Annotated in this window: 22 protein-coding genes and 2 tRNA genes; 11 read left to right on the forward strand and 13 right to left on the reverse strand. The window is 66.4% G+C overall.

What is annotated here, in order from left to right:
- The first annotated feature begins 8 nt into the window (after positions 1–8).
- The 3 genes from miaA (at position 9) to AC6H42_RS17555 (ending at position 1254) form a co-directional block, all read left to right on the forward strand.
- On the forward strand, positions 9–989 hold the full coding sequence (gene miaA / locus AC6H42_RS17545) for a tRNA (adenosine(37)-N6)-dimethylallyltransferase MiaA (protein ID WP_497548591.1): 981 nt from the start codon (positions 9–11) through the stop codon (positions 987–989).
- Between the two features lie 104 nt (positions 990–1093).
- Positions 1094–1170: transfer RNA gene (locus AC6H42_RS17550), tRNA-Met, on the forward strand.
- Positions 1171–1177: 7 nt separating this feature from the next.
- Positions 1178–1254: transfer RNA gene (locus AC6H42_RS17555), tRNA-Met, on the forward strand.
- A gap of 51 nt (positions 1255–1305) precedes the next feature.
- On the opposite strand, the gene cynS is transcribed toward AC6H42_RS17555, so the two are convergent.
- On the reverse strand, positions 1306–1776 hold the full coding sequence (cynS, locus tag AC6H42_RS17560) for a cyanase (RefSeq protein WP_057153220.1): 471 nt from the start codon (positions 1774–1776) through the stop codon (positions 1306–1308).
- A gap of 107 nt (positions 1777–1883) precedes the next feature.
- On the opposite strand from cynS, the gene AC6H42_RS17565 reads away from it, so the two are divergent.
- Genes AC6H42_RS17565 through AC6H42_RS17575 form a run of 3 tightly spaced genes read left to right on the forward strand, consistent with a single transcriptional unit; the run spans position 1884 to position 6928 of the window.
- Positions 1884–2462 carry an HD domain-containing protein gene (locus AC6H42_RS17565; protein WP_057153219.1) on the forward strand — a complete coding sequence of 193 codons (579 nt, stop codon included), beginning with the start codon at positions 1884–1886 and terminating at the stop codon, positions 2460–2462.
- A gap of 43 nt (positions 2463–2505) precedes the next feature.
- Positions 2506–5973 (forward strand): hybrid sensor histidine kinase/response regulator, encoded by a 3468-nt coding sequence (locus AC6H42_RS17570; RefSeq protein WP_057153218.1) that lies wholly within the window; start codon positions 2506–2508, stop codon positions 5971–5973.
- On the forward strand, positions 5954–6928 hold the full coding sequence (locus AC6H42_RS17575) for a response regulator transcription factor (RefSeq protein ID WP_057153217.1): 975 nt from the start codon (positions 5954–5956) through the stop codon (positions 6926–6928). The genes AC6H42_RS17570 and AC6H42_RS17575 overlap by 20 nt, the downstream gene beginning before the upstream one ends.
- A 16-nt stretch (positions 6929–6944) precedes the next feature.
- Here AC6H42_RS17575 and urtE read toward each other — a convergent pair whose 3' ends face one another.
- From urtE to AC6H42_RS17610, 7 genes are all read right to left on the reverse strand, one after another.
- Positions 6945–7643: an urea ABC transporter ATP-binding subunit UrtE gene (urtE, locus tag AC6H42_RS17580; protein WP_497548592.1), complete on the reverse strand. Its 699-nt coding sequence runs from the start codon at positions 7641–7643 to the stop codon at positions 6945–6947.
- Between the two features lie 8 nt (positions 7644–7651).
- Positions 7652–8428, reverse strand: coding sequence for an urea ABC transporter ATP-binding protein UrtD (urtD, locus tag AC6H42_RS17585; RefSeq protein WP_497548593.1), 777 nt, complete (start codon positions 8426–8428; stop codon positions 7652–7654).
- Positions 8425–9576, reverse strand: coding sequence for an urea ABC transporter permease subunit UrtC (gene urtC / locus AC6H42_RS17590; protein ID WP_497548594.1), 1152 nt, complete (start codon positions 9574–9576; stop codon positions 8425–8427). Before urtC ends, urtD begins: the two co-directional genes overlap by 4 nt.
- On the reverse strand, positions 9573–11168 hold the full coding sequence (urtB, locus tag AC6H42_RS17595) for an urea ABC transporter permease subunit UrtB (RefSeq protein ID WP_497548595.1): 1596 nt from the start codon (positions 11166–11168) through the stop codon (positions 9573–9575). The genes urtC and urtB overlap by 4 nt, the downstream gene beginning before the upstream one ends.
- 141 nt (positions 11169–11309) lie before the next feature.
- The gene (urtA, locus tag AC6H42_RS17600; protein WP_057153675.1) at positions 11310–12509 is read right to left on the reverse strand and encodes an urea ABC transporter substrate-binding protein; all 1200 of its coding nucleotides are present in this window, start codon (positions 12507–12509) and stop codon (positions 11310–11312) included.
- Between the two features lie 80 nt (positions 12510–12589).
- Positions 12590–13687, reverse strand: coding sequence for a porin (locus AC6H42_RS17605; RefSeq protein WP_497548596.1), 1098 nt, complete (start codon positions 13685–13687; stop codon positions 12590–12592).
- Between the two features lie 100 nt (positions 13688–13787).
- Complete coding sequence (locus AC6H42_RS17610) at positions 13788–14372, reverse strand: CGNR zinc finger domain-containing protein (protein ID WP_497548597.1); 585 nt, start codon at positions 14370–14372, stop codon at positions 13788–13790.
- Between the two features lie 129 nt (positions 14373–14501).
- Here AC6H42_RS17610 and AC6H42_RS17615 point away from each other — a divergent pair, with 129 nt between their 5' ends.
- From AC6H42_RS17615 to AC6H42_RS17630, 4 genes are all read left to right on the forward strand, one after another.
- Positions 14502–15353, forward strand: coding sequence for an alpha/beta fold hydrolase (locus AC6H42_RS17615; RefSeq protein ID WP_057153211.1), 852 nt, complete (start codon positions 14502–14504; stop codon positions 15351–15353).
- Between the two features lie 90 nt (positions 15354–15443).
- Positions 15444–16277 carry a ChaN family lipoprotein gene (locus AC6H42_RS17620; protein WP_057153210.1) on the forward strand — a complete coding sequence of 278 codons (834 nt, stop codon included), beginning with the start codon at positions 15444–15446 and terminating at the stop codon, positions 16275–16277.
- Positions 16278–16306: 29 nt separating this feature from the next.
- Complete coding sequence (locus AC6H42_RS17625; RefSeq protein WP_057153209.1) at positions 16307–16654, forward strand: thioredoxin family protein; 348 nt, start codon at positions 16307–16309, stop codon at positions 16652–16654.
- A gap of 220 nt (positions 16655–16874) precedes the next feature.
- Positions 16875–18152, forward strand: a complete 1278-nt coding sequence (locus AC6H42_RS17630) for an MFS transporter (RefSeq protein ID WP_057153208.1) — start codon at positions 16875–16877, stop codon at positions 18150–18152.
- 81 nt (positions 18153–18233) lie between these two features.
- On the opposite strand, the gene AC6H42_RS17635 is transcribed toward AC6H42_RS17630, so the two are convergent.
- On the reverse strand, positions 18234–19634 hold the full coding sequence (locus tag AC6H42_RS17635) for an MFS transporter (protein ID WP_497548598.1): 1401 nt from the start codon (positions 19632–19634) through the stop codon (positions 18234–18236).
- Positions 19635–19719: 85 nt separating this feature from the next.
- On the opposite strand from AC6H42_RS17635, the gene AC6H42_RS17640 reads away from it, so the two are divergent.
- Positions 19720–20583 carry a LysR family transcriptional regulator gene (locus AC6H42_RS17640; protein ID WP_497548599.1) on the forward strand — a complete coding sequence of 288 codons (864 nt, stop codon included), beginning with the start codon at positions 19720–19722 and terminating at the stop codon, positions 20581–20583.
- Positions 20584–20622: 39 nt separating this feature from the next.
- Here AC6H42_RS17640 and AC6H42_RS17645 read toward each other — a convergent pair whose 3' ends face one another.
- The 4 genes from AC6H42_RS17645 to AC6H42_RS17660 form a co-directional block, all read right to left on the reverse strand.
- Positions 20623–20799, reverse strand: a complete 177-nt coding sequence (locus tag AC6H42_RS17645; protein ID WP_157200793.1) for a hypothetical protein — start codon at positions 20797–20799, stop codon at positions 20623–20625.
- 44 nt (positions 20800–20843) lie between these two features.
- The gene (locus AC6H42_RS17650) at positions 20844–21248 is read right to left on the reverse strand and encodes a DUF3224 domain-containing protein (protein ID WP_057153205.1); all 405 of its coding nucleotides are present in this window, start codon (positions 21246–21248) and stop codon (positions 20844–20846) included.
- A gap of 13 nt (positions 21249–21261) precedes the next feature.
- A complete protein-coding gene (locus AC6H42_RS17655) occupies positions 21262–21819 on the reverse strand; it encodes a DUF1697 domain-containing protein (protein WP_057153204.1) in 558 nt (185 codons plus the stop codon).
- A gap of 73 nt (positions 21820–21892) precedes the next feature.
- Positions 21893–23482 (reverse strand): sensor histidine kinase, encoded by a 1590-nt coding sequence (locus AC6H42_RS17660; protein ID WP_057153203.1) that lies wholly within the window; start codon positions 23480–23482, stop codon positions 21893–21895.
- Between the last annotated feature and the right edge of the window lie 14 nt (positions 23483–23496).

Genomic DNA, 23496 nt, shown 5'->3' on the forward strand with positions numbered 1-23496 from the left:
AAAGCATCATGACGCAAGCAAGCAAACCGCCGGCCGCCAAGCCGCTGGCCGTGGCCATCATGGGCCCCACCGCCAGCGGCAAGACCGCCGCCGCACTGGCCATCGCGCAGCAGATCCCGTCCGAAATCATCTCCGTCGATTCGGTGCTGGTGTACCGCGGCATGGACATCGGCACCGCCAAGCCCACGCGCGAGGAGCGCGCCGCCGCGCCGCACCACCTGATCGACATCATCGACCCGCTCGACTCCTACTCGGTGGCCCAGTTCCGCAGCGACACCCTGCGCCTGGTGGACCAGATCGTCGCGCGCGGCAAGCTGCCGCTGCTGGTGGGCGGCACCATGCTGTACTTTAAAGGCCTGGCCGACGGCCTGGACGACCTGCCCGGCGCCGACCCGGCGCTACGCGCCGCACTGGAAGACGAAGCCGCGCGCCACGGCTGGCCGGCGATGCACGCCCGCCTGGCCCAGCAAGACCCCGCCACCGCCGCCCGCCTGGCGCCGAACGACGCGCAGCGCATCCAGCGCGCGCTGGAGATCATCGCACTGAGCGGCAAGCCGATGTCGGAGCTGCTGGCCTTGCGCGAGAAGACCGCGCTGCCGTTCGAGCTGCTGTCGTTCGCGCTGGAGCCGTCCGACCGCGCCGTGCTGCACGAACGCATCGCGCGCCGCTTCGACATCATGCTGCAGGCAAGCCCGGATGGCGACCTGATCAGCGAAGTGGCCCAGCTGCGCCGCCGTGGCGACCTGCATCCCGGGCTGCCGTCCATGCGCTGCGTGGGCTACCGCCAGGCCTGGGAATACCTGGACGGCAGCATCGACTTCAAGACCATGCGCGAGACCGGCATCATCGCCACGCGCCAGCTGGCCAAGCGCCAGCTGACCTGGCTGCGCTCGATGCCGGAGCGCGCGGTGATCGATTGCCTGGCGCCGGACCCGGCCGGCACCATGCTGGCCGCGATCAACACCCGGGGTCAGCCCCGGGGGGGCTGACCCCGGAAGTTATGTAATCGCCATCAAAAACAGCCCTGCAGCAAAATAATTCCGCCGTTTCCTTGACAGCCCCCGGCCCAAAACGCGATAATGCTGGCCGTTGCGGTGATATAGCTCAGTTGGTTAGAGCACAGCATTCATAATGCTGGGGTCGGTGGTTCAAGTCCACCTATCACCACCAACCTTTCGGTGATATAGCTCAGTTGGTTAGAGCACAGCATTCATAATGCTGGGGTCGGTGGTTCAAGTCCACCTATCACCACCAGGATTCATCAGGAAAGCCCTGCCCCGGAAACGGCGCAGGGCTTTTTTGTGTTCAGAACGGCTTATACGGCAGGAATTTGCCGTCCAGCGTGATGATGGCGCGCGAGCCGCCCTCGGGGTCGTCCACCTTCTGGATATCCAGCTTGAAGTTGATGGCGCTGATGATGCCGTCGCCGAACTGCTCGTGCACCAGGGCCTTCAGCGTGGTGCCGTACACCTGCACCATTTCGTAGAAGCGGTAAATGGTCGGATCGGTCGGCACGCCGCCCGGAATGCTGCCGCGCAGCGGGATGGTTTGCAGCAGCGCTGCCGCCTCCGCGTCCAGGCCGAGCCGCTGCGCCACCGCGAAGGCGGCCGCCTTCGGCAGCGCGTGCTGGCCCAGCAGGGCCGCCGTCACATACGGCACGCTCAGGCCCGTGCCTTCGGCCAGCTGCGCCCAGCTCAGGTCCCGCATGGCCTTGGCGGTGACGATACGGGCGCTCAGCGCCATGTGCGCGTCCTGGGTGTGGGTCGATTGCGGCATGGGATTCCTTTCAAGAGTGAGGTATCGGTCACTCCCACGATGCAACTACCGTGCCATTCTTTTGCACCAATTTGCGGCAGAAAACCCGCTGCTGGTAAAGTAAGGGCATGGACAAATCCGAACTGACCGGCTGCATCGCCTTCCTGCAGGAGGCCGAGCGGCTCAAAAACGTGCTGCGCACGGCACACACCTCCGAGGGCCGGCGCGAGAGCACGGCGGAACACAGCTGGCGCCTGGCCCTGTTCGCCATGCTGCTGGAAGACGAGCTGCCGGGCCTGGACTTCGCGCGCATCCTCAAAATGTGCGTGATCCACGACCTGGGCGAGGCGCTCCATGGCGACATCCCGGCCATCGCGCAAACGCCCGGCATGCCGGACAAATCGGCGCGCGAACGGGAGGACTTGCAGACGCTGGCCGCCCCGCTGCCGGAACGCCTGCGCACCCAGCTGCTGTCGCTATGGGACGAGTACGACAACGCCGCCTCGCCCGAGGCGCGCATCGTCAAGGGGCTCGACAAGCTGGAGACCATGATCCAGCACAACCAGGGCATGAACCCGGACGATTTCGATTACGCCTTCAACCTTGGCTACGGCACCCGGCACACGGCGCGCCACCCGCTACTGGCGGCCCTGCGCGAGATGGTGGATGAGGTGACACGGGAGCGCGCCGGCCAACGCCGGGCGTAAAACTTGCTAGCAACACCAGGACTACGCTACCTGGGAATGCAAAATGCCGGTGTCTGCACCAAAAACGGGCGTGGCCGATCAGGAACCGCCGCAGCGCATCGTCAAGATCCGCCGCGACTACAACACCTGGGTGGCCAACGAGACCATCGAAGACTACGCGCTGCGCTATACGCCGCGCTCGTTCCGCAAATGGTCGGTGTTCCGGGTGTCGAACACCGCCTTCGGCGCCATCTCCTTCCTGGTGCTGGAAGCGATCGGCGGCACCATCGCCGTCAACTACGGCTTCATCAACGCCTTCTGGGCCATCATGGCAGTGGGCCTGATCATCTTCCTCACCGGCCTGCCGATCAGCTACTACGCCGCCAGGTACGGCGTGGACATGGACCTGCTCACGCGCGGCGCCGGCTTCGGCTACATCGGCTCCACCATTTCGTCTTTCGTCTACGCTTCCTTCACCTTCATCCTGTTCGCGCTGGAAGCGGCCATCATGGCCTACGCGCTGGAGCTGTATTTCGGCTTGCCGTTATGGATAGGCTATATGGTCAGCGCGCTGGTGGTGATCCCCCTGGTGACGCACGGCGTGACCCTGATCAGCCGCATCCAGATGATTTCGCAGCCGGTCTGGCTGCTGCTGCTGGTGCTGCCGTTTATCGCCATCGCGGTCAAGCAGCCGGAGCTGCTCACGCAACTGGGGCAGTTCGCCGGCCAGTCGCCCGGCAACGGCCAGTTCAACATGCTGGCCTTCGGCGCCGCCACCGCCGTCGGCGTGGCGCTCATCACCCAGATCGGCGAACAGGTGGACTTCCTGCGCTTCATGCCGGAAAAGACGGCCAGGAACCGCATCCAGTGGCACCTGGGCGTGCTGGCCGCCGGCCCCGGCTGGATCGTGCTCGGCATCGCCAAGATGCTGGGCGGCGCGCTGCTGGCGCTGCTGGCGATTAACAGCGGTGTGGCGCTGGCACAGGCGATCAACCCGAACCAGATGTACCTGGCCGGCTTCCAGCAGGTGTTCGCCAGCCCCACCGCCGCCGTGCTGGTGACGGCCTGCTTCGTCATCATCTCGCAGGTGAAGATCAACATGACCAACGCCTACGCCGGCTCGCTGGCGTGGTCCAACTTCTTCGCGCGTCTGACGCACAGCCATCCGGGACGCGTGGTGTGGGCCGTGTTCAACGCGCTGATCGCCGTGCTGCTGATGGAACTGGACGTGTTCCAGGCGCTGGACCAGGTGCTGGGACTGTATTCCAATATCGCCATCTCGTGGGTGACGGCCGTGGTGGCGGACCTGGTGGTGAACAAACCGCTGGGACTGAGCCCCAAGGGCATCGAGTTCCGCCGCGCCTACCTGTACGACATCAACCCGGTGGGCGTGGGCGCCATGGTGCTGGCGTCGGTGCTGTCGGTGGCGGCGTTCACCGGCCTGTTCGGCGCGCAGGCGCAAGCCTTCTCGGCCTTCATCGCACTGGGCACCGCCTTTGCCGCCGCGCCGCTGATCGCCATCGCCACCAGGGGCAAGTATTACATTGCCCGCCAGCCGGCGCCGGCGGCCACGCTCGGCAAAGTCTGCTGCATCTGCTCCAGGGAGTACGAGTCGGAAGACATGGCGCACTGCCCGGCCTACCAGGGCCCGATCTGCTCCCTGTGCTGCTGCCTGGACGCGCGCTGCAACGACGTGTGCAAGCCGCACGCGCGCTTCACCGAGCAGTGGGACAGCGCCATGAAGGCGCTGCTGCCCAAGTCCATGTGGCCCTACATCACCAGCGGCCTTGGCCACTACCTGCTGCTGATGATGGTGACGCTGCTGTTCCTGGGCGGCCTGCTGGGACTGATCTACGTGCACGAGGAACGGCTGCTGCTCCAGGCCGGCTCCACCATGCTGCCGCAACTGCGGCTGGCCTTCATCAAGATCTTCGGCGCGCTGCTGCTGGCCAGCGGCATCGTGGCGTGGTGGCTGGTGCTCACCAGCGAGAGCCGCCGCGTGGCGCAGGAGGAATCGAACCGCCAGACCGGCTTGCTGACCCGCGAAATCGAACTGCACAGCCGCACCGACGCGCAGCTGCAGCAGGCCAAGAAGCAGGCCGACCAGGCCAACCAGGCCAAGAGCCGCTATATCGCCGGCATCAGCCACGAAATCCGCACCCCGCTCAACAGCATCCTCGGCTACGCGCAGCTGCTCGACAACGACCCGTCGATACCGGAGCACCGCCAGCAGGCCATCCGCGTGATACGCGGCAGCGGCGAACACCTGCTGTCGCTGATCGAAGGCACGCTGGACATCGCGCGCATCGAGGGCGGCAAGCTCAGTTTCAACATCAAGGAAGTGAAGCTGCCGGACTTCATCGGCCAGATCGTGCGCATGTTCGAGCAGCAGGCAGGCGCCAAAGGACTGTCGTTCCGCTACGAACTGACCGGCGAGCTGCCGCGCGTGGTGCGCGCGGACCGCAAGCGGCTGGGCCAGATCCTGATCAACATCCTCGGCAACGCGGTCAAGTTTACCCAGCGCGGCGGCATCGTGTTCCGGGTGCGCTACGCGCGCGACATGGCGGCCTTCGAGGTGGAGGACAGCGGTCCGGGCATTCTGGAACATGAACGCGAGTCCATCTTCGAGCCGTTCACGCGCGGCAGCGCCGGCGAGCACGCGGGCGCCGCCGGCACCGGCCTCGGCCTGCCGATCAGCAAGATGCTGACGCAGCTGATGGGCGGTGAACTCACGCTCAACAGCACGCCGGGCAGCGGCAGCGTGTTCAAGATCAAGCTGATGCTGCCGCGCGTGCACACGGAAGCGCGCGCGGACGGCGCGCCCGAAGCGGTGCGTACCGGCTACGCGGGCCGCCGCCGCAAGGTGCTGGTGGTGGACAATGAGCGCGTGGACCGCGAGCTGCTGGTAAACATACTGGCACCGCTGGGCTTCGAGATGGCGCAGGCCGTGTCGGGCGCGGACTGCGTGGACAACTATGCCGCCCTCGGCCCGGACCTGATCCTGATGGACCTGGCCATGCCCGGCATGGACGGCTGGGAGGCCAGCCGCATCATCCGCCAGGTGCACCGCTCCGAAGTGCCGATCGCCATCGTGTCGGCCAACGCGTACGACAAGGGGCTGGAGAACCCGGCGGCGATCCCGGCCGAGGACTTCTTCGTCAAGCCGGTGAACGTGGCGGAGCTGCTGGACTGGATTGGCCGCCGGCTGCAGCTGGAGTGGATATCGCACGCGGGGCCGAAGAGCATCAGCAGCGAGATTGCCGCTGCGGAGACGGCGCCGCCGCCCGTGCTGCTCTTCCCGCCCGCCGCCCAGTTGGTGGAACTGCGCGCCCAGCTCAAGCTGGGCTATGTGCGCGGCATTGTCCACCAGCTCGACGAAATCGCCACGCTCGGCCCGCAATACTCGGCCTTCATCGCCGCCATGCGTGGCCACGCCGCCCGCTTCCAGCTGGATGCAATGGCGCGGCTGCTGGAGCAATGCAGCGAAACAGACCAAGACTTGGGAGAACAACATGATACCGAAGCAATTTGAGCACCGCCCCGGCCACCTGGTGCTGATCGTCGACGACGTGCCGGAAAACCTGGCGGTGCTGCACGACGCACTGGACGAATCGGGCTTCACGGTACTGGTGGCGAACAGCGGCGCGGACGCGCTGGAACGCTGCGCGCAAGCGGTGCCGGACATCATCCTGCTGGACGCGGTGATGCCGGGCATGGACGGCTTTGAAACCTGCCGCCAGCTGCGCGCGCAGATCGCCACGCGGCATGTACCCATCATCTTCATGACCGGGCTGACCGAAACCGAGCATGTGCTGGCAGCCTTCAGCGCCGGCGGCACCGACTACGTGACCAAGCCGGTGCGGCAGAGCGAAGTACTGGCGCGTATCGCGGCGCACTTGCAGACCGCGCGGCTGATGAACCAGGCCCGCAGCGCGCTGGACGCGTTCGGCAACGCCACCCTGGCGATCGGGCCGCGCACCGGGCGCATCGTCTGGCAAACGCCGCTGGCGCGGCAGCTGATGCAAAACTATTTCGCGTTGCCGGGCACCGGGCAACTGGCCGATACGCCGGCCGAGCTGACGGCGTGGCTGGCGGCCACCGTGCAAGCGCGCCAGGCGGGCCTGGATTATCCGCCGCTCAACGTGATCCAGGGCGCGCAACGGCTGATCTTCAGCGCGGGCGACCTGGGTAACCCGGAGCAGTGGATGGTGGTGCTGCGCGAAGAGTCGGACGCGGCGCAGGTGCAGGCGCTGGTGGCGCTGTTCAAGCTGACCATGCGCGAGTCGGAGGTGCTGCACTGGGTCATCAAGGGAAAGACCAACCGCGACATCGGCGACATCCTCGGCACCAGCCCGCGCACGGTGAACAAGCACCTGGAGCACGTGTTCGAGAAACTGGGCGTGGAGACACGCACCGCCGCCGCGTCGCTGGCGATGAACAAGCTGCGCGGCTCGGCCGACTCGGGCGCGATGGTGGCGAGCGCCTGAGCCGGCGGCAGCTGCGCTACACCGCCAGGTGCCGCCGCACGGCCTCGCCGTCCATTTCGTCCGGCGCGCCGGCGGCCACCACTTCTCCGCGCGAGAGCACCACGAACTTGTCCGCCAGCGCGCGCGCGAAGTCGAAGTACTGCTCGCACAGCAGGATGCCGATATCGCCGCGCTGCCGCAGCAGCCGTATTACCCGTTCGATGTCCTTGATGATGGACGGCTGGATGCCCTCGGTCGGCTCGTCGAGGATAATCAGCTTGGGCCTGGCCAGCAGCGCGCGCGCGATGGCCAGCTGCTGTTGCTGCCCGCCCGACAGGTCGCCGCCGCGCCGTCCCAGCATCTCCTTCAGCACAGGGAAAAGCTCGTACACTTCGCCGCTGATGGTGGACGCTTCGCGCCGCGACAGCGTTGCCATGCCCATCTGCAGATTCTCCTGCACCGTCAGGCGCGCGAAAATTTCCCGGCCCTGCGGCACATAGGCGATACCAGCCGCCGCGCGCTGGTGCGGCTTGAGGCGCGTGATGTCGCGCCCGTTGAACGTCACCTTGCCGCGCGCCACCGGCAGCACGCCGGTCAGGCACTTGAGCAGCGTGGTCTTGCCCACGCCGTTGCGGCCCAGCAGCGTCAGGCATTCGCCCTTTTCCACCGACAGCGACACGCCGCGCAAGGTGTGCGACGAGCCGTAGTACTGGTTCACTTGTTCTACTTGCAGCATATGGCTCCCTAGCGTCCCAGATAGACTTCAATCACGCGCTCGTCGGCCTGCACCTGCTCCATGCGGCCCTGCGCCAGCACCGATCCCTCGTGCAGCACCGTCACCTCGCCCTGCTGCGCAATCTCGGCGACAAAGCCCATGTCGTGCTCCACCACCATGATGGAATGCTTGCCGCGCAGCTCGTTCAGCAGCTCGGCGGTGCGCGCGGTTTCCGCGTCCGACATGCCGGCCACCGGTTCGTCCAGCAGGATCAGCTGCGGCTCCTGCATCAGCAGCATGCCGATCTCCAGCCACTGCTTCTGGCCGTGCGACAGCAGCCCGGCCAGCCGCTCTTCCTGGCCGTTGAGGCGGATCAGGCGCAGGATCTCGGCGATCTTGTCGCGCTGCTCCGAGCCGAGCCGGGCGAACAGCGTCGGACGTACGCGCTTGTCCATCTTGGCGGCCAGCTCCAGGTTCTCGAACACCGTGTGCTGCTCGAACACCGTAGGCCGCTGGAACTTGCGGCCGATGCCGGCGTGGGCGATGTCGTATTCCGTCATGCCCGCCAGGTCGTAGGTCTGGCCGAAGAAGGCGCTGCCGGAGCTTGGCCGGGTCTTGCCGGTGATGACGTCCATCATGGTGGTCTTGCCCGCGCCATTGGGACCGATGATGCAGCGCAGCTCGCCCACGCCGATGTTCAGGCTCAATTTATTGAGCGCCTTGAAGCCGTCGAAAGACACGGTGATGTCGTCCAGATACAGGATGATGCCGTGTTCCGTGTCCAGGCCTTCGCGTTTGACGGTCATGCGGCCTCCTTGGCAGGCGTGCTCGCGTGCGGCGCCGTATCGGCTGCGGGCGCCGGTGCGGGTTCCGGCGGCGGCGCGCCGCGCTTCAGTTTCTCCACCAGGCCCAGTATGCCCTTCTGCATGAACAGCGTGACCAGGATGAACAGCAGCCCCAGTGCGAACAGCCACAGGTCGGGGAACGCTGCCGTGAACCAGCTTTTCAGGCCGTTCACGGTGAAGGCGCCGATGATGGGGCCCACCAATGTGCCGCGCCCGCCCACCGCCGCCCAGATCACCATCTCGATCGAATTCGCGGGCGACATTTCGGACGGGTTGATGATGCCCACCTGCGGCACGTACAGCGCGCCCGCTATGCCGCACAGCACCGCCGACAAGGTCCACACGAACAGCTTGAACCACAGCGGGTTGTAGCCGATGAACATGAGGCGCGATTCGGCGTCGCGCACGGCCTGCAGCACGCGGCCCAGCTTCGAGGTGACGATCCAGCGGCACAGCAGCAGCGCGCCCACCAGGAAGGCCAGCGTCACCAGGTACAGCACCGCCTTGGTGCCGGGAGCCGTCACGCTGAAGCCGAGGATGCGCTTGAAGTCGGTGAAGCCGTTGTTGCCGCCAAAGCCGGTGTCGTTGCGGAAGAACAGCAGCATGAAGGCGTACGTCATGGCCTGCGTGATGATGGAAAAGTACACGCCCTTGATGCGCGAGCGGAAGGCGAAGTAGCCGAACACGAAAGCCAGCAGGCCCGGCACCAGCACCACCAGCGCCATGCAGTACCAGAAGTTGTCCGTCATGGACCAGTACCAGGGATAGGTTTTCCAGTCGAGGAAGACCATGAAGTCCGGCAGCGTGCTCTGATAGACGCCGTCGCGGCCAATGGCGCGCATCAGGTACATGCCGTGCGCGTAGGCGCCCAGCGCGAAGAACACGCCGTGGCCCAGCGACAGGATGCCGGTGTAGCCCCACACCAGGTCGAGCGCCAGCGCGGCCAGCGCGTAGCACATGAACTTGCCGACCAGGCCCATGGCGTAGCTGGAAACGTGCAGCGCATGGCCGGCCGGGAACACCAGGTTCAGCAGCGGCAGCAGCGCGGCCACCGCCACCACCGCGCAGATCGCGCTCCAGGCGCGGGGAGAATACAGACTGAGGCTCATTCGACGCTCCTGCCTTTCATCGCGAACAGCCCTTGCGGCCGGCGCTGGATGAAGATGATGATGAATACGAGGATGGAGATCTTGGCCATGACGGCGCCCGCCAGCGGTTCCAGGAATTTGTTCACTTCGCCCAGGCCCAGCGCGGCGATCACCGTGCCGGCCAGCTGGCCGACGCCGCCCAGCACCACCACCATGAAGGAGTCCACGATGTAGGCCTGGCCCAGGTCCGGCCCCACGTTGCCGAGCTGGGACAGCGCCACGCCGCCCAGGCCGGCGATGCCGGAACCGAGGCCGAAGGTCATCATGTCGATGCGGCCGGTGGGCACGCCCACGCAGTCGGCCATGCGGCGGTTCTGCATGACGGCGCGCACGAACAGGCCGAGCCGGGTCTTGTTCAGGATCAGCCACACCGCCACCACCACCACGATGGCGAAGGCGATGATGGCGATGCGGTTGTACGACAGCACCAGCGAGCCAAGCACGGTCACGCCGCCGGACATCCACGACGGGTTGGCCACTTCCACGTTCTGCGCGCCGAAGATGGTGCGCACCAGCTGCATCAGCATCAGGCTGATGCCCCAGGTGGCCAGCAGGGTTTCCAGCGGCCGGCCGTAGAGCCAGCGGATCACCGTGCGCTCCAGCGCCACGCCGACCGCGAAGGCAACCAGAAAGGCCGCCGGCAGCGCGGCGGCGAGATACCAGTCCAGCGCGTCCGGGAAGTAATGGCGGAACAGCGACTGGCACAGATAGGTGGTGTAGGCGCCTATCATCAGCAGCTCGCCGTGGGCCATGTTGATGATGCCCATCAGGCCGAAGGTGATGGCCAGGCCGAGCGCGGCCAGCAGCAGCACGCTGCCCAGCGACACGCCGTAGAACAGGTTGCCGACGAATTCGGTGCGGGCGATGCGGCTGTCGATGCGGTTCAGCGCGTCCACGGCGGCGCTGCGCACCGAGGGATCGGGTTCGGCGAAGCTGCCGCCGTCCTGTACGAGCATAGCTTGCAGCACAGGGCGCAGCGCGGCGCCGCCGGTGTCGGCCAGGCTTGCCACGGCGGCGCGGCGCACGGCGGCGTCGGGCGAGTGCAGGTCGGCGGTGGCGACCAGGGTTTGCAGGATGGTTTTGATGTCCGCGTCCCGCTCCAGCGCGTAGGCCTTGCGTACCAGCGGCGCTTGCGCGGGGTCGGCGGATTTGGCTTGCAGCTGGAGCGCTGCGGCCAGGCGCTGTTCGCGCTGCGGCGACAGCAGCGCCAGGCCGGATAGCGCGCCCTCGACCGCACCGCGCAGGCGATTGTTGACGACCACGCCGTCCACACCGTCCGGCACGGGGCCGGTGGCGCCGGTGGCAGGGTTCCAGGCCTTGTCGCCGTCGACGACCAGGATGGCGCCGTCCGGCGTGGCGTACAGCGTGTCGCCGTTCAGCGCTTGCAGCACCTTGAGCGCATCGGCATCGGCCAGCGCGGCGATCCTGCCGACCGCTTCGATGCGCGCGTCGGGATCGTCGCCGGCCAGCGGCGCGAGCAACGCCGGAGAAATTGCGGCATGCACGCCCAAGGCGTGCAGGCAAAGCAGCGCTGTTAGCAGAATTCGTTTCATGGGATATGCCGGGTTGTCATGCTGTACGAAGGGCGGGTCGGCGTGCCTGCACGCGCAACCTGCCATGAGCCGCCGGTGGCCTGTGGTGGCGGGTTACGGCGCAAGCGCCCAGCCCGCCCGACACTGGGCGCCGGCGTTCCTTTACATCTTCTGCTTGCCTTCATTGCCCTTGATGAAAGGACTCCATGGCTGGGCGCGCAGCGGGGCCTTGGTCTTCCAAACCACGCTGAACTGCCCGTCGCCCTTGATCTCGCCTATCATCACCGGCTTGTGCAGGTGGTGGTTGGTCGGGTCCATGGTCAGGGTGAAGCCGGACGGCGCCTTGAAGCTCTGGCCGCCCATCGCCGCAATTACCTTGTCGGTATCCGTGGTGCCGGCCTTTTCCACCGCCTGCTTCCACATGTGGATGCCGACGTAGGTCGCTTCCATCGGGTCGTTGGTCACCACGGTGTTTGCGTTCGGCAGCTTCTTGGCCACGGCGTAGGCCTTCCACTTCTTGATGAACTCCGAGTTGACCGGGTTCTTCACCGACTCGAAGTAGTTCCACGCCGCCAGGTGGCCCAGCAGCGGCTTGGTGTCCACGCCGCGCAGCTCCTCCTCGCCTACCGAGAACGCCACCACCGGCACGTCGGTCGCCTTCAGGCCGGCGTTGCCCAGCTCTTTGTAGAACGGCACGTTGGAGTCGCCGTTGATGGTGGAGATCACCGCCGTCTTGCCGCCGGCCGAGAATTTCTTGATGTTGGCCACGATGGTCTGGTAGTCCGAATGGCCGAACGGGGTGTAGACCTCGTCGATGTCGCTGTCCTTCACGCCTTTGCTCTTCAGGAAGGCGCGCAGGATCTTGTTGGTGGTGCGCGGGTACACGTAGTCGGTGCCCAGCAGGACGAAGCGCTTGGCGGCGCCGCCGTCCTTGCTCATCAGGTATTCCACCGCGGGGATGGCTTGCTGGTTGGGCGCGGCGCCGGTGTAGAACACGTTCTTCTCCAGCTCCTCGCCTTCGTACTGCACCGGGTAGTACAGGATGCTGTTCAGCTCCTTGAACACCGGCAGCACGGACTTGCGCGACACCGAAGTCCAGCAGCCGAAGACAGCGGCGACCTTGTCCTTGGCGATCAGCTGGCGCGCCTTCTCGGCGAACAGCGGCCAGTTGGAGGCCGGGTCCACCACCACGGCTTCCAGTTTCTTGCCCAGCACGCCGCCGTTGGCGTTGATTTCGTCTATGGTCATCAGGGCCACGTCCTTGAGCGACGTTTCCGAAATGGCCATGGTGCCCGACAGCGAATGCAGGATGCCGACCTTGATGGTGTCGGCGGCCTGCGCGGAAACGCCTCCCATCAGCATGGCGGCGCCGGCGGCGATCTGCGTGAAGGTGGCGATGAATGTGCGGCGAGTTTGCATGGCGGTCCTCGTAATGGGTTGGGTCAGTATTGGAGTTGCAGCGCGACGACGAATTTGTTCTGGTCCGGCGCGGCCGCGACCTTGGTGCGCGAATACACGGCGCTCACTTGCGCGTTGTAGCCGTCGATGATGTAGTTCACGCCGACGTCGCTCTGGCGCGTGTTGAGATGCGTGTCGGGCGTGAATTTCTGGAAGCGCACGAAGGGCTGCAGCTTGCCCGCGCCCATGCCCTGCTCGAAAATATAGGACGCGCCGGCCGACCAGGCCTCGCCCTGCTCGGACTTGATGACGTTGTCGGTGTCGTGGTCGTAATAGGCCGCCTCGATGGCGAACGCGCCCGAGCCGGGGATGCGCTTTTCCAGCAGGAAGTCGACGTTCCAGGCGCTGTAGTCGCCCACGCCGGACAGCGTCAGCACGCCGTCCTTCTGCTGACGGGCAGCCACGCCGATGGCCAGGATGTCCTTGCCGCCGAGGTAGTTGCCAGTGCCGTAGTAGCCCGGCTCGGCGTCCCAGAAGTCGTATTGCACCCGGCCGGCGTACATCAGCGAATCGGAGGTTTTCACGCCGGCGGCCCTGGCCTGGTTCTGGGTCAGCGAGCCGATGCCGAAGGTGTGGCCTTCGAAAGCACCGAAGGAGTAGCCCAGCTTGCCGCCTTCCAGCACATTGCCCCACACGACCACGCCGTCGTCGCGGCCGCGGAAGATGCCGCCGTTGTAGCCGTAGCGGGAGGAGACGCCGGCCCAGTAGCCGCCGCCCAGCGAGTAATATGGTCCGGCCATGTTGGCGCGGTCGCTCGGCGAGAGCAGGCGGCCGGCCCAGATATTGAGTTCGGGCGAGATGGCGAACTGGCCGGCAGCATCCAGCACGCGGATCTTGTCGCCGTCCCACTCTGTGTTGAACATGCCCTTGATGTTCTTGTTCAGCGATGCGCCGAAGAACAGGCGGGCGCTGTCCAGGTTCAGGTCATTCGAGCGCGAGGTGCCATTACTGGCGCCGTCCTCGATGCTGGAATAGGAGCCGCGCATGCCGAAGCCCACGCTGACCGATTTGTCCTCGCCGATTGGTATCGTGGCGCCCGCGTGCGCCAGCATCGGCGCCGCCGCCGCGAGTGCAGCCAGCAACGCTCGTTTTCGTATCTTCATCATCCCAGGCCTCTCTCATGTTGTGGTTCACTATTGACATGAGATTAACCATTGAGGAATGACTACGACATACGTCAACCTACGTAGGAGGGCTGGCCCTGCGCTGGCGGAAACTGGCGACTTTGTGGCGGTTGCCGCAAATCGCCATGCTGCACCAGCGCCTGCGGTGCGACTTGGTGCGGTCCATGAACCACATCGAGCATTCCGGGTTCTCGCAGTGCTTCACCAGCGCAAAGTCGCCGGCAAGCAGCTCGGCCGCCGACTCGGCCAGCGGCACCAGCACCTGTTGCGCCGTATCGGCCGCGTACACCGGTCGCAAGGCCAGCGCGCCATCCTGCCCGGCCGCCAGCGCCATGTGGCGCCGTCCATACGCCAGCGCCGCATTCAGCGTCGCCAGGTCCGTCCCGTCCAGTGCCAGCCCGGCCTTGCGCGCCGCCACCAGCCTGCGCAGCAGCTCGCGCAGCGCGCGCGCCTGCTCCAACAAGTGCGGCAGCCCGGCAGCAGCAGCAGCAGCAGCAGCAGCGCCGCCCGGCAAATATCCCGCCTGCGCCAGCCATTGCGCCACGTCGGCACCGCTCTGCCAGCGCTCCACCGCCTCGCCGTTGACTTGCACCACGGTGTTGAGCAGGTCCAGCGCCGGGTGATCGCCCAGAAAATCCATCATTATTCCATTCTCCGAAAGAGTGAATTTCACTGTAACCGTTAAAAAATGATTTTACAAGTTTCAATTCTACGCTAATCTAGTAACCAGTAAAACGTAATTTAACCAGTTTCATTGAGAACGGAGCCAACCATGTCGAACCTAGCCACCTTCCGCAATGTCGAAGCCGACGGCGTGAACATCTTCTACCGCGAAGCCGGCGCGCCGGATGCGCCTGTGATGCTGCTGCTGCACGGCTTCCCCAGCTCCTCGCACATGTACCGCGACCTGATCCCGCTGCTGGCCACCAAATACCGCGTCATCGCACCGGACCTGCCGGGCTTCGGCTTCACCACCGTCCCCGGGGAGCGCAATTACGGCTACACCTTCGACAACCTGGCCGCCACCATGGAAGCCTTCGTGCAGGCGCTGGAGCTGAAAAAATACGCGCTCTACGTGTTCGACTACGGGGCTCCTGTCGGCCTGCGCCTGGCCGCCGCCCATCCCGAACGCGTGACCGCACTGGTCTCGCAGAACGGCAATGCCTACCTGGAAGGCCTGGGCGATCCGTGGACCGGCATCAAGCAGTACTGGGCGGCGCCGGACGAACACCGCGAGGCCATGCGCGAATCGCTCAGCCTTGAGGGGACCAAATGGCAGTACACCCACGGAGTGGCCAACCCGGACGCGGTGGCGCCGGAGGCCTACTACCTGGACGCGCTGCTGATGCAGCGCCCCGGCAACGCGGAGATCCAGCTGGCGCTGTTCCTCGACTACCAGAACAATCTGCCGAAGTACCCGGTGTTCCAGCAGTTCTTCCGCGACACGCAATTGCCGACGCTGGTCATCTGGGGCAAAAACGACCCCTTCTTCATCCCGGCAGGCGCCGAAGCCTACCGCCGCGACAACCCGAACGCGGTGGTGAAACTGCTGGACACCGGCCACTTCGCGCTGGAAACGCACGTGCAGGAAATCGCCGCGCAGATCCACAAGCTACTGGCGTGACAGGGATGGCCGGCCCCCTTCCCACCAAGGAGGCCGGCTTGGGATAGACTGGAGGCTGACCCGGTTTTCCCTCAACCAAAGTAAGGCAACATGAAACGCTCCCTACCCGCGCTGCTGCTGGTCGCCGCCGCCATCGCCGGCTGTGCAGGCAGCAAGAACAAACCAACCCAGTCCCAATCCGAACCCGTCACCGACAATCCGCAGGTGCTGCTGCTGGGCGAAGTGCACGACAACCCCGACGGCCACAAGCTGCGCTACCAGCAGCTGTTCCGGCGCGTGGAAGCCGGCTGGCGTCCCGCCATCGCCATGGAGCAGTTCGACCGCGAAAACCAGGAACTGCTCAGCAAGGCGCAGAAGGACTGCCGCGACGCCCAGTGCGTCATCCTGGTGATGGCCGGCCCGCGCTGGGACTGGGACCAGTACCGTCCCATCATCGACCTGGCCTTGCGCTACGAGCTGCCGCTGATCGCCGCCAACCTGTCGCGCAAGGATGCCTCGCTGGTAGTGCGCGACGGCGTGGCGTCCAGCTTCGACGAGAAGACCGTGGCGCAGTACCGCCTGAAGGAGCCGCTGCCGGCCGACATTCTCAAGGGCCAGGAAAAGGAAATCGTGGCCGGCCACTGCAATATGCTGCCTGACATGATGGTGCCCGGCATGGTCAACGCCCAGGTCGCGCGCGACATCTGGATGGCCAAGCTGCTGCGCGCCCAGCAGCCGCGCGACGTGGTGCTCATCGCCGGCAACGGCCATGTGCGCAAGGACTACGGGGTGCCGCGCTGGCTCAATGCGGTCGAGCCCAAGCTGACCGTGCGCAGCGTGGGCTACGTGGAGAGCGCCGCCGCACCCGGCCTGTACGACGCCAGCTATACCGTGCCGAAGAAGCCGCGACCCGACCCGTGCGCCAGCCTGAAGCCGAAATCGTAGATCATGAGCCGTATCAGGAGGACAAGCTAATGGAAACCACCTACAAGGAAAGCGCGCCCACGCGCGCCGACATCGACGCGCTGGCCGGGCCGGCGGTGCTGGAATTCGGCACCAACTGGTGCGGCTACTGCCGCGCCGCCCAGCCGCCCCTGGCGCAAGCCTACGCCGCCTACGAACAGGTGCCGCATTACAAAGTGGAAGACGGGCCGGGACGCCTGCTGGGCCGTTCCTTCCGCGTGAAGCTGTGGCCCACGCTGATCTTCCTGCGCGACGGCAAGGAGCTTGCGCGCGTGGTGCGGCCCGAGTCCGCCGATGAAATACGCGTAGGCTTCGCGGCCATAATACCGGCCTCCAGCGCGGCCGGGGACCAAGCCTGACCGCTGCGCCGGTCCGACATGATGCGTCCTTGGCGTTTTTCGCCGCCGGGACGTATCATGTTGGCCTCAGCAGGCCTGCCGCGCGTTCCACCCGAAACCGGCTGTCCCCGCCGCACACTGCACCTGGCACCATCCCCGCCCGTGCAGCGGCGCATTCCTTGCCGGCCATCCGCGCCGCTTGCCCGCCTGCGCCCGTCGTCCATCGCAACCAGGAGCAGTAATGAGTCAGCCTCACCCCGGCGCACCGAAGGCCAATTCCCCCGCCACCGTCTTGTTCGCCAGCCTGATCGGCACCACCATCGAATTCTTCGATTTTTATATCTACGCGACCGCCGCCGTGCTGGTCTTCCCCAAGCTGTTCTTCCCGGCAGGAGACCCCGCCGCCGCCACCCTGCAATCGCTGGCCACGTTCGCCATCGCCTTCTTCGCGCGCCCGGTCGGCTCGGCCGTATTCGGCCACTTCGGCGACCGCATCGGCCGCAAGGCCACGCTGGTGGCGGCGCTGCTCACCATGGGCTTGTCCACCGTCGCCATCGGCCTGCTGCCGACCTACGCCGCCATCGGCACCATGGCGCCGCTGCTGCTGGCGCTGTGCCGCTTCGGCCAGGGGCTGGGCCTGGGCGGCGAGTGGGGCGGCGCGGTGCTGCTGGCCACCGAGAACGCGCCGCCGGGCAAACGCGCCTGGTACGGCATGTTCCCGCAACTGGGCGCGCCGATCGGCTTCTTCCTGTCCGGCTCCATCTTCCTGCTGCTGACCCAGGTGCTGAGCGACGAGCAGTTCTTCTCCTACGGCTGGCGCATTCCCTTCCTGTCCAGCGCGCTGCTGGTCATCGTCGGCCTGTACGTGCGCCTGAAGATCACCGAAACGCCGGACTTCCAGAAGGTGCTCGACAAGGGCGAGCGCGTGAAGATCCCCGCCGTCACCGTGTTCCGCGACCATACCCGCATGCTGGTGCTGGGCACCCTGATGGCCATGGCCACCTTTGTGCTGTTCTACCTGATGACGGTGTTCACGCTGAGCTGGGGCACCACCGCGCTGGGCTATACCCGCAAGGACTTCCTGATCCTGCAGCTGTTCTCGGTGGTGTTCTTCGGCCTCACCATCCCCATCACCGCGCTGGTGGCGGACCGCTATGGCCGCCGCCTGACCTTGATCGTGGTCTCCGCGCTGATCATGGCGTTCGGGCTGGTGCTGGCGCCGCTGTTCGGCTCCGGCAGCACCATCGAAGTCACGCTGGCCATGTCGATCGGCCTGGGCCTGATGGGCATGACCTACGGCCCGCTGGGCACCATGCTGTCCGAGCTGTTCCCGGCCGAGGTGCGCTACACCGGCGCCTCGCTCACGTTCAACCTGGCCGGCATCCTGGGCGCCTCGCTGGCGCCGTACGCCGCCACCTGGCTGGCCACGCACCACGGTCTGAGCTACGTCGGCTACTACCTCTCCACCGCAGCGGGCCTGAGCCTGGTCGCGCTGCTGTTGTGCCGCTCGCGCAACTGACCGCGTGACGCCGGCGCGACAGTGCGCCTGGACGTGAGGCGGCCACGGCCGCCGTCCCTACATTCCAGGCCGCAGCTCCTTCTACAACGCACGTGCCACGGACACGGTGGCTGCGGCGCGGGCAATACACTGCCAGGCGATGGCGGCGGCGGCCAGCAGCAGCGCGGCGGAGATCGCCATTGCGGTGCGCAAGCCGGTCATCGCCATCGCCGGCGTGGCGGCAGCGACCATGGCGCCATAGACCGCCACACCGAGCGCGCCGCCCACCTGGCGTGCGGTGTTGAGCACTGCCGAGGCGGTGCCGGCCTGGCCGGCGCCGACACTGGATAAAATCGAGGTCGTCATGGCCGGCACGGCCAGGCCCATGCCGGCCGGGATCAGGGCCAGGCCGGGCAGCATGGCCCAGAAGCCGGCCTCGGCGGAGATGCCGAACACGCCCAGCAAGGCATAGCCGCTGGCGCCTATCAGCCCGCCGGCTATCATGGGCGCCCGCAAGCCGGTGCGCGCCGACATCCGTCCGCTGGCGATGTTGGAGAAGATGAACGTGCCGGTCAGCGGCAGGAAGATCATGCCCGCCTCCAGGGCGGTGTAGCCGCGCATGCTCTGCAGGTAAAAGCTGAGCACGAAGATCACGCCGTAGTAAGCGAAGTTGACCAGCACACCGAACGCCACCGCGCCGCTGAAGCCCGCGCTGCGGAACAGCGCCAGCGGCAGCATGGGCGCCTTGCTGCGCGCCTCCACCCACAGGAATATCGCCCCCGCCAGCGCGGCCAGCGCCAGGCCGCCCTGCACTATCGCATGGGTCCAGCCCAGCGCGTGCACTTCGATCACGGCGCCGATGAAGGCGGTCAGCGCCACCACGGCCAGCAGCTGGCCCGGCATGTCGAAGGCGCGCTGCGGATCCTTCCCGGCCGCCGCCGGCACGGCGCGCAGCGTCAGCCAGGCACCCGCCAGGCACAGCGGGATGTTGACCCAGAAAATGCTGCGCCAGCCGGCCAGCTCCAGCAGCGCCGCGCCCAATACCGGGCCCAGCGCGATCGAGACGCCGCCGGCCGCCGTCCACCAGCCCACGGCCTTGGCCAGCTGCACCTTGTCGTGCGCGTAAGCGGCGTTCAGGATGGCAAGCGAACTGGGCACCAGCAGCGCAGCCCCTATGCCCTGCACGGCGCGGGCCAGGTTGAGCATCATGGCGCCGCTGGCGGCCGCGCAAGCCAGCGAGGCCAGCGTGAACAGCCAGAAGCCGGCCAGGAACACGCGGCGGGAGCCGAACTTGTCGCCGAGGACGCCGGCCGATAGCAGGAAGACGGCAAAACCCAGGGTGTAGGCATCGACTACCCATTGCAGGTCGCCAACGCTGGCGCCGAGCTCCTGCCCCATGCGGGGCAAGGCGACGTTGACGATGGTGACGTCAAGCTGGACGATGATGAAGGCGAAGCTGCAGGCCAGCAATACAGCGCGCGAGGGTGGGGTGGCGGTTTTCATGGATACACTATAGGCGGGTTTGCATATCCAGAAAAATGAATAATAATGATCTTATCTATCGTATTTTGAGAATCACAGGAGAGCCATGGAACTGTCCGCACTGCGCATCTTCAAAGCCGTGGCCGAGGAAGGCAGCGTCACGCAGGCCGCCGCGCGGCTCAACCGCGTGCAATCGAACGTGTCGGCCCGGCTGGGGCAGCTGGAGGAATCGCTGGGCGTGGCGCTGTTCCACCGCGCCGGCCGGCGCCTGCTGATCACGGCCGAAGGCGAACGCCTGCTGGCTTACGCGGACCGCCTGCTGACCCTGGCCGACGAGGCGCAGGCCTCGGTGCGCGGCGACCAGAAACCGGCCGGACAGTTGCGCATCGGCGCCATGGAAACGGCCGCCGCCGCGCGCCTGCCGCTGGTGCTGGCGGCGTTTCACAAGCAGCACCCGCAGGTGGACCTGCTGCTGGAAACCGCCCCTACCGACCAGTTGCTGCAGGCCGTGCTCCAGCACAAACTGGACGTGGCGCTGGTGGCCGCGCCGGTGCTGCGGCCGGAGCTGGCGCAACTGGCGGTATTCGAGGAGGAGCTGGTGCTGCTGACCGATGCGGCGCAAGGGCCGGTGCACAGCCCGCGCGACGTGGCGCGGCGCGCCCTGCTGGTATTCCGCAGCGGCTGCGCTTACCGGCGGCGGCTGGAAAACTGGTTTGCGGAAGGCGACGTGGCGGCCACGCGCATTTCGGAGTTCGGCACGTTCGAGGCGATACTGGGCTGCGTGGCGGCCGGCATGGGGGTGGCGCTGATGCCGAAGGAAGTGCTCAAGCAGCGCAAGCTGGCCGGCAGCATCCAGTGCCACGCGCTGCCGCCGGAAACGGCGCTGGTGCAGACCATGCTGGTGTGGCGCAGCGACGTGCTGCACCATCCGGCGCGCCAGGCCTTCGCCGCCTGCTTTCAGGTGACTTGAGCCGCCCTGGGGGCAGACCCGGGGCCAGACCCCGGCATCTCAGCGGCCCAGCCCGCAGACCGAGGCGATATTGCCCAAGGAAATGCCGCTGGCAATGGCGCGGCCGACACAGCCGGCCTTCTGCACGCCGTTGTCCGACAGCGCGAAGCCGCCCACCACCAGCACCACCAGCACGGCGGCCATGATCAGCGCGCCCTTATACAGATCTTTGTTCATTTTGTTGCCGCATAGCAAATAATTGCGCCATTGTAGCGCAAACGCTAGGGCAGGGCCGCAATCACATAGTCGAACGTGTAAAAGTGCTTGCCGTCCTCGATGCGCAGGTCCAGTTTGCCGCTCAGCCCGGTCAAGTCCCCGCTGCCCGAATCCGGCACCACCAGCACGCTCAGGCTGGGCTGGCCCCGGTCCATGATGCCGCTGTGCTGCAAGGTGAAGCCGCCGCGCAGGCCGTCCAGCTTGCCTTCCACGCGCTCCATCGCCACATAGCCGGCCGAACCTTGCGCCGCGCCCATGAAGCTGAGCATTTCGCCGTTGCCGCTGGCGTCGAGCGCGCCGTGGTAGCGCTTGTCGAGCACCATGCGGTGCAGGCCGAAGCCGGAGGCCCCCACCGACATGTGCTCGGGACTCATCGTGACCTCGAATTCGCCTTCCACCAGTGCCATCATGTTCTCCTTGAATTCAAGCCGGCCGCTGGCAGGCCAGCGCGTGCAGTTTGCTGATCGTGGTCCAGTTGCGGGTGGTGACGGCGTCGCCCAGCACCTTGCCCATGGCGGCCGCCGCGCGGCTGGCCAGAATGCCGTCGGCGCACCACAGGTAGGCCGCCCAGCGCCCCAGCGCGAACGCTTCCGGCTCCCAGCTCTGGTGCGCCAGCGGCAGCAGCCGTTCGCGGTCGGCCGGGTTGTTCAGCACCGCCACCAGCAGGCGCGACGGATCGTCGGCCAGCGGATGCAGGCTGTTGTCCTCCACCACGTGCGCAAGTTGCCCGGCGTCGAGCACCGTCACGCGCGCGCCCACGCCCAGCTTGAGCACCAGCGCTTCCTCGATGCGGACGGCCGCCTCGGCAGGATCGGCGGCGTCTTCCGGGCAGTCGTAGACCACATTGCCGCTGTTGAGCACGGTGCGCACGTCGGCGTAGCCCAGGTCGGTGACCAGCTTGCGCAGATCGGCCATGGCGACGCGCTTGGCGCGCCCCACGTTGATGCCGCGCAGCAGGGCGATTTGCCTGCGTGTCTCCATCGTCGCCTCCTTCACAGCAAAACCGTAGTATGCGGCAGTTGCCGGTTCTTTGGCGGGCGCTTCGCGCCCGGTCCTATGCGTGCAAGGGCGCGTCGGCGTGCGGCCGGCCGCTGTCCTCGCCCTCGATCGGCGTCACACGCGGGATGCGCAGCACGAAACTGGCGCCCTGCCCCAGTGTGCTGGTCACCGTGATGGTGCCGGCGAACTGCTTGGCGATCAGATTGAACACGATGTTGAGCCCCAGCCCGGTGCCGCCCTGGCCCCGGCGCGTGGTCACGAAGGGATCGAACACCTTGTCCAGCATGTCCGGCGGAATGCCTTTGCCGTTGTCGACCACCTGCATTTCCACCCAGTCGCCGTCCAGCTTGACGTTGATGGCGATGCGGCCTTCCGCGTCGGGTTCGAAGGCGTGCTCCACGCAGTTCAGCGTGAGGTTGGTGATGACCTGGGCCAGCGCGCCCGGGTAGCTGTCGAGCACGATCTCGACGGGACAGTTGATGTCGACCTGGATATGGGTTTTCTTCAGCTTGGGCTGCAGGCTGGACACCACCTCGCCGATGTATTCGCGCAGTTCGAAGCGGCGCCGCACCTCGCTCACCTGGTCCACCGCGATCTGCTTGAAGCTGTGGATCAGGTGCGCGGCGCGGTAGGCGTTGTTCATGATCAGCTTGGTGCTCTCGCCGGCCGTCTCCAGGTACTTCAGGATGTCCGATTTCTTGATGGCGCCCTCGGCCACCGACTGGTGCACCCGCTCGGTGGCCTCGGACAGGATGGAGGCGCTGGTCAGCGCGATGCCGACCGGCGTATTGATTTCGTGCGCCACGCCGGCCACCAGGCCGCCCAGCGAGGCCAGGCGCTCGGCCTGCAGCAGCGATTCCTGGGTGCGGCGCAGGTCGTCCAGCGCTTTCGCGGTTTCCTGCGCGGCGCGGCGCGCCTCGTCCTCGGCTTCGCGGGTGCGGGCGATGATGGCCTTCACGCGGCGCTGGATGGCGTTGAAGCCGCGGATCACCTGGCCCAGCTCGTCGCGCCGGTTTTCCGGCAGCTCGCCCACCTCGTCCGAGCCGCGCGTGGCCAGATCGTGCAAGCCGTCGCGCAGCTGCTTGAGCGGGTCGAACACGATGCGCAGGCTCAGCGCCAGCGCGGCCACCAGGATGGAGTCCAGCAGCAGCACTTCGATGACCTTGCGCTGCACCTCGCTGCGCAAGGTGGCGTCCATCTGCGCGCGGCTGAAATTGACCACCACCCGGCCCACGATGACGGGCTTGGGCGCGTTGCCGGCCGCGCCGGCGTCGCGGTAGGCCAGGTCGGCCACCACCGGCGTGCCGCCCACCGGGACGTCGGACTCGATCTGGGTGACGCTGCCGTTTTCCTTGCGCAGCTTGCCCGAGAACAGGCCGACCGAAGTGTCGTAGACGCGGATCGCCACCAGTTCGGGCGGCAGCATTTCGGCCGCCACGATGTTGTCCACCTTGGCCTTGTCCAGGTCCCACAGCGCGGAGGGCAGGCTGGTCTGCAAGCGCGTCAGCACGCCCTGGCGCAGGCGCTGGTTGTTGACTTCAAGTTCATGGCTCAGGCTGTACTGCGCATAGGTGCCGGAAATGCCGAGCACGAGCGTGACGATCACCACGAACAGCAAGGTCAATCGACCTTGGATACCATACATCGAGCTACTCCTCC

This window comes from Massilia sp. NBRC 108631, assembly GCF_059704565.1.

Bases quoted from the DNA above. Each gene is read 5' to 3' on its own strand.
- miaA (WP_497548591.1), top strand. From the start codon at position 9: ATGACGCAAGCAAGCAAACCGCCGGCCGCCAAGCCGCTGGCCGTGGCC.
- cynS (WP_057153220.1), bottom strand. From the start codon at position 1,776: ATGCCGCAATCGACCCACACCCAGGACGCGCACATGGCGCTGAGCGCC.
- AC6H42_RS17565 (WP_057153219.1), top strand. From the start codon at position 1,884: ATGGACAAATCCGAACTGACCGGCTGCATCGCCTTCCTGCAGGAGGCC.
- AC6H42_RS17570 (WP_057153218.1), top strand. From the start codon at position 2,506: ATGCCGGTGTCTGCACCAAAAACGGGCGTGGCCGATCAGGAACCGCCG.
- AC6H42_RS17575 (WP_057153217.1), top strand. From the start codon at position 5,954: ATGATACCGAAGCAATTTGAGCACCGCCCCGGCCACCTGGTGCTGATC.
- urtE (WP_497548592.1), bottom strand. From the start codon at position 7,643: ATGCTGCAAGTAGAACAAGTGAACCAGTACTACGGCTCGTCGCACACC.
- urtD (WP_497548593.1), bottom strand. From the start codon at position 8,428: ATGACCGTCAAACGCGAAGGCCTGGACACGGAACACGGCATCATCCTG.
- urtC (WP_497548594.1), bottom strand. From the start codon at position 9,576: ATGAGCCTCAGTCTGTATTCTCCCCGCGCCTGGAGCGCGATCTGCGCG.
- urtB (WP_497548595.1), bottom strand. From the start codon at position 11,168: ATGAAACGAATTCTGCTAACAGCGCTGCTTTGCCTGCACGCCTTGGGC.
- urtA (WP_057153675.1), bottom strand. From the start codon at position 12,509: ATGCTGATGGGAGGCGTTTCCGCGCAGGCCGCCGACACCATCAAGGTC.
- AC6H42_RS17610 (WP_497548597.1), bottom strand. From the start codon at position 14,372: ATGATGGATTTTCTGGGCGATCACCCGGCGCTGGACCTGCTCAACACC.
- AC6H42_RS17615 (WP_057153211.1), top strand. From the start codon at position 14,502: ATGTCGAACCTAGCCACCTTCCGCAATGTCGAAGCCGACGGCGTGAAC.
- AC6H42_RS17620 (WP_057153210.1), top strand. From the start codon at position 15,444: ATGAAACGCTCCCTACCCGCGCTGCTGCTGGTCGCCGCCGCCATCGCC.
- AC6H42_RS17625 (WP_057153209.1), top strand. From the start codon at position 16,307: ATGGAAACCACCTACAAGGAAAGCGCGCCCACGCGCGCCGACATCGAC.
- AC6H42_RS17630 (WP_057153208.1), top strand. From the start codon at position 16,875: ATGAGTCAGCCTCACCCCGGCGCACCGAAGGCCAATTCCCCCGCCACC.
- AC6H42_RS17635 (WP_497548598.1), bottom strand. From the start codon at position 19,634: ATGAAAACCGCCACCCCACCCTCGCGCGCTGTATTGCTGGCCTGCAGC.
- AC6H42_RS17640 (WP_497548599.1), top strand. From the start codon at position 19,720: ATGGAACTGTCCGCACTGCGCATCTTCAAAGCCGTGGCCGAGGAAGGC.
- AC6H42_RS17645 (WP_157200793.1), bottom strand. From the start codon at position 20,799: ATGAACAAAGATCTGTATAAGGGCGCGCTGATCATGGCCGCCGTGCTG.
- AC6H42_RS17650 (WP_057153205.1), bottom strand. From the start codon at position 21,248: ATGATGGCACTGGTGGAAGGCGAATTCGAGGTCACGATGAGTCCCGAG.
- AC6H42_RS17655 (WP_057153204.1), bottom strand. From the start codon at position 21,819: ATGGAGACACGCAGGCAAATCGCCCTGCTGCGCGGCATCAACGTGGGG.
- AC6H42_RS17660 (WP_057153203.1), bottom strand. From the start codon at position 23,482: ATGTATGGTATCCAAGGTCGATTGACCTTGCTGTTCGTGGTGATCGTC.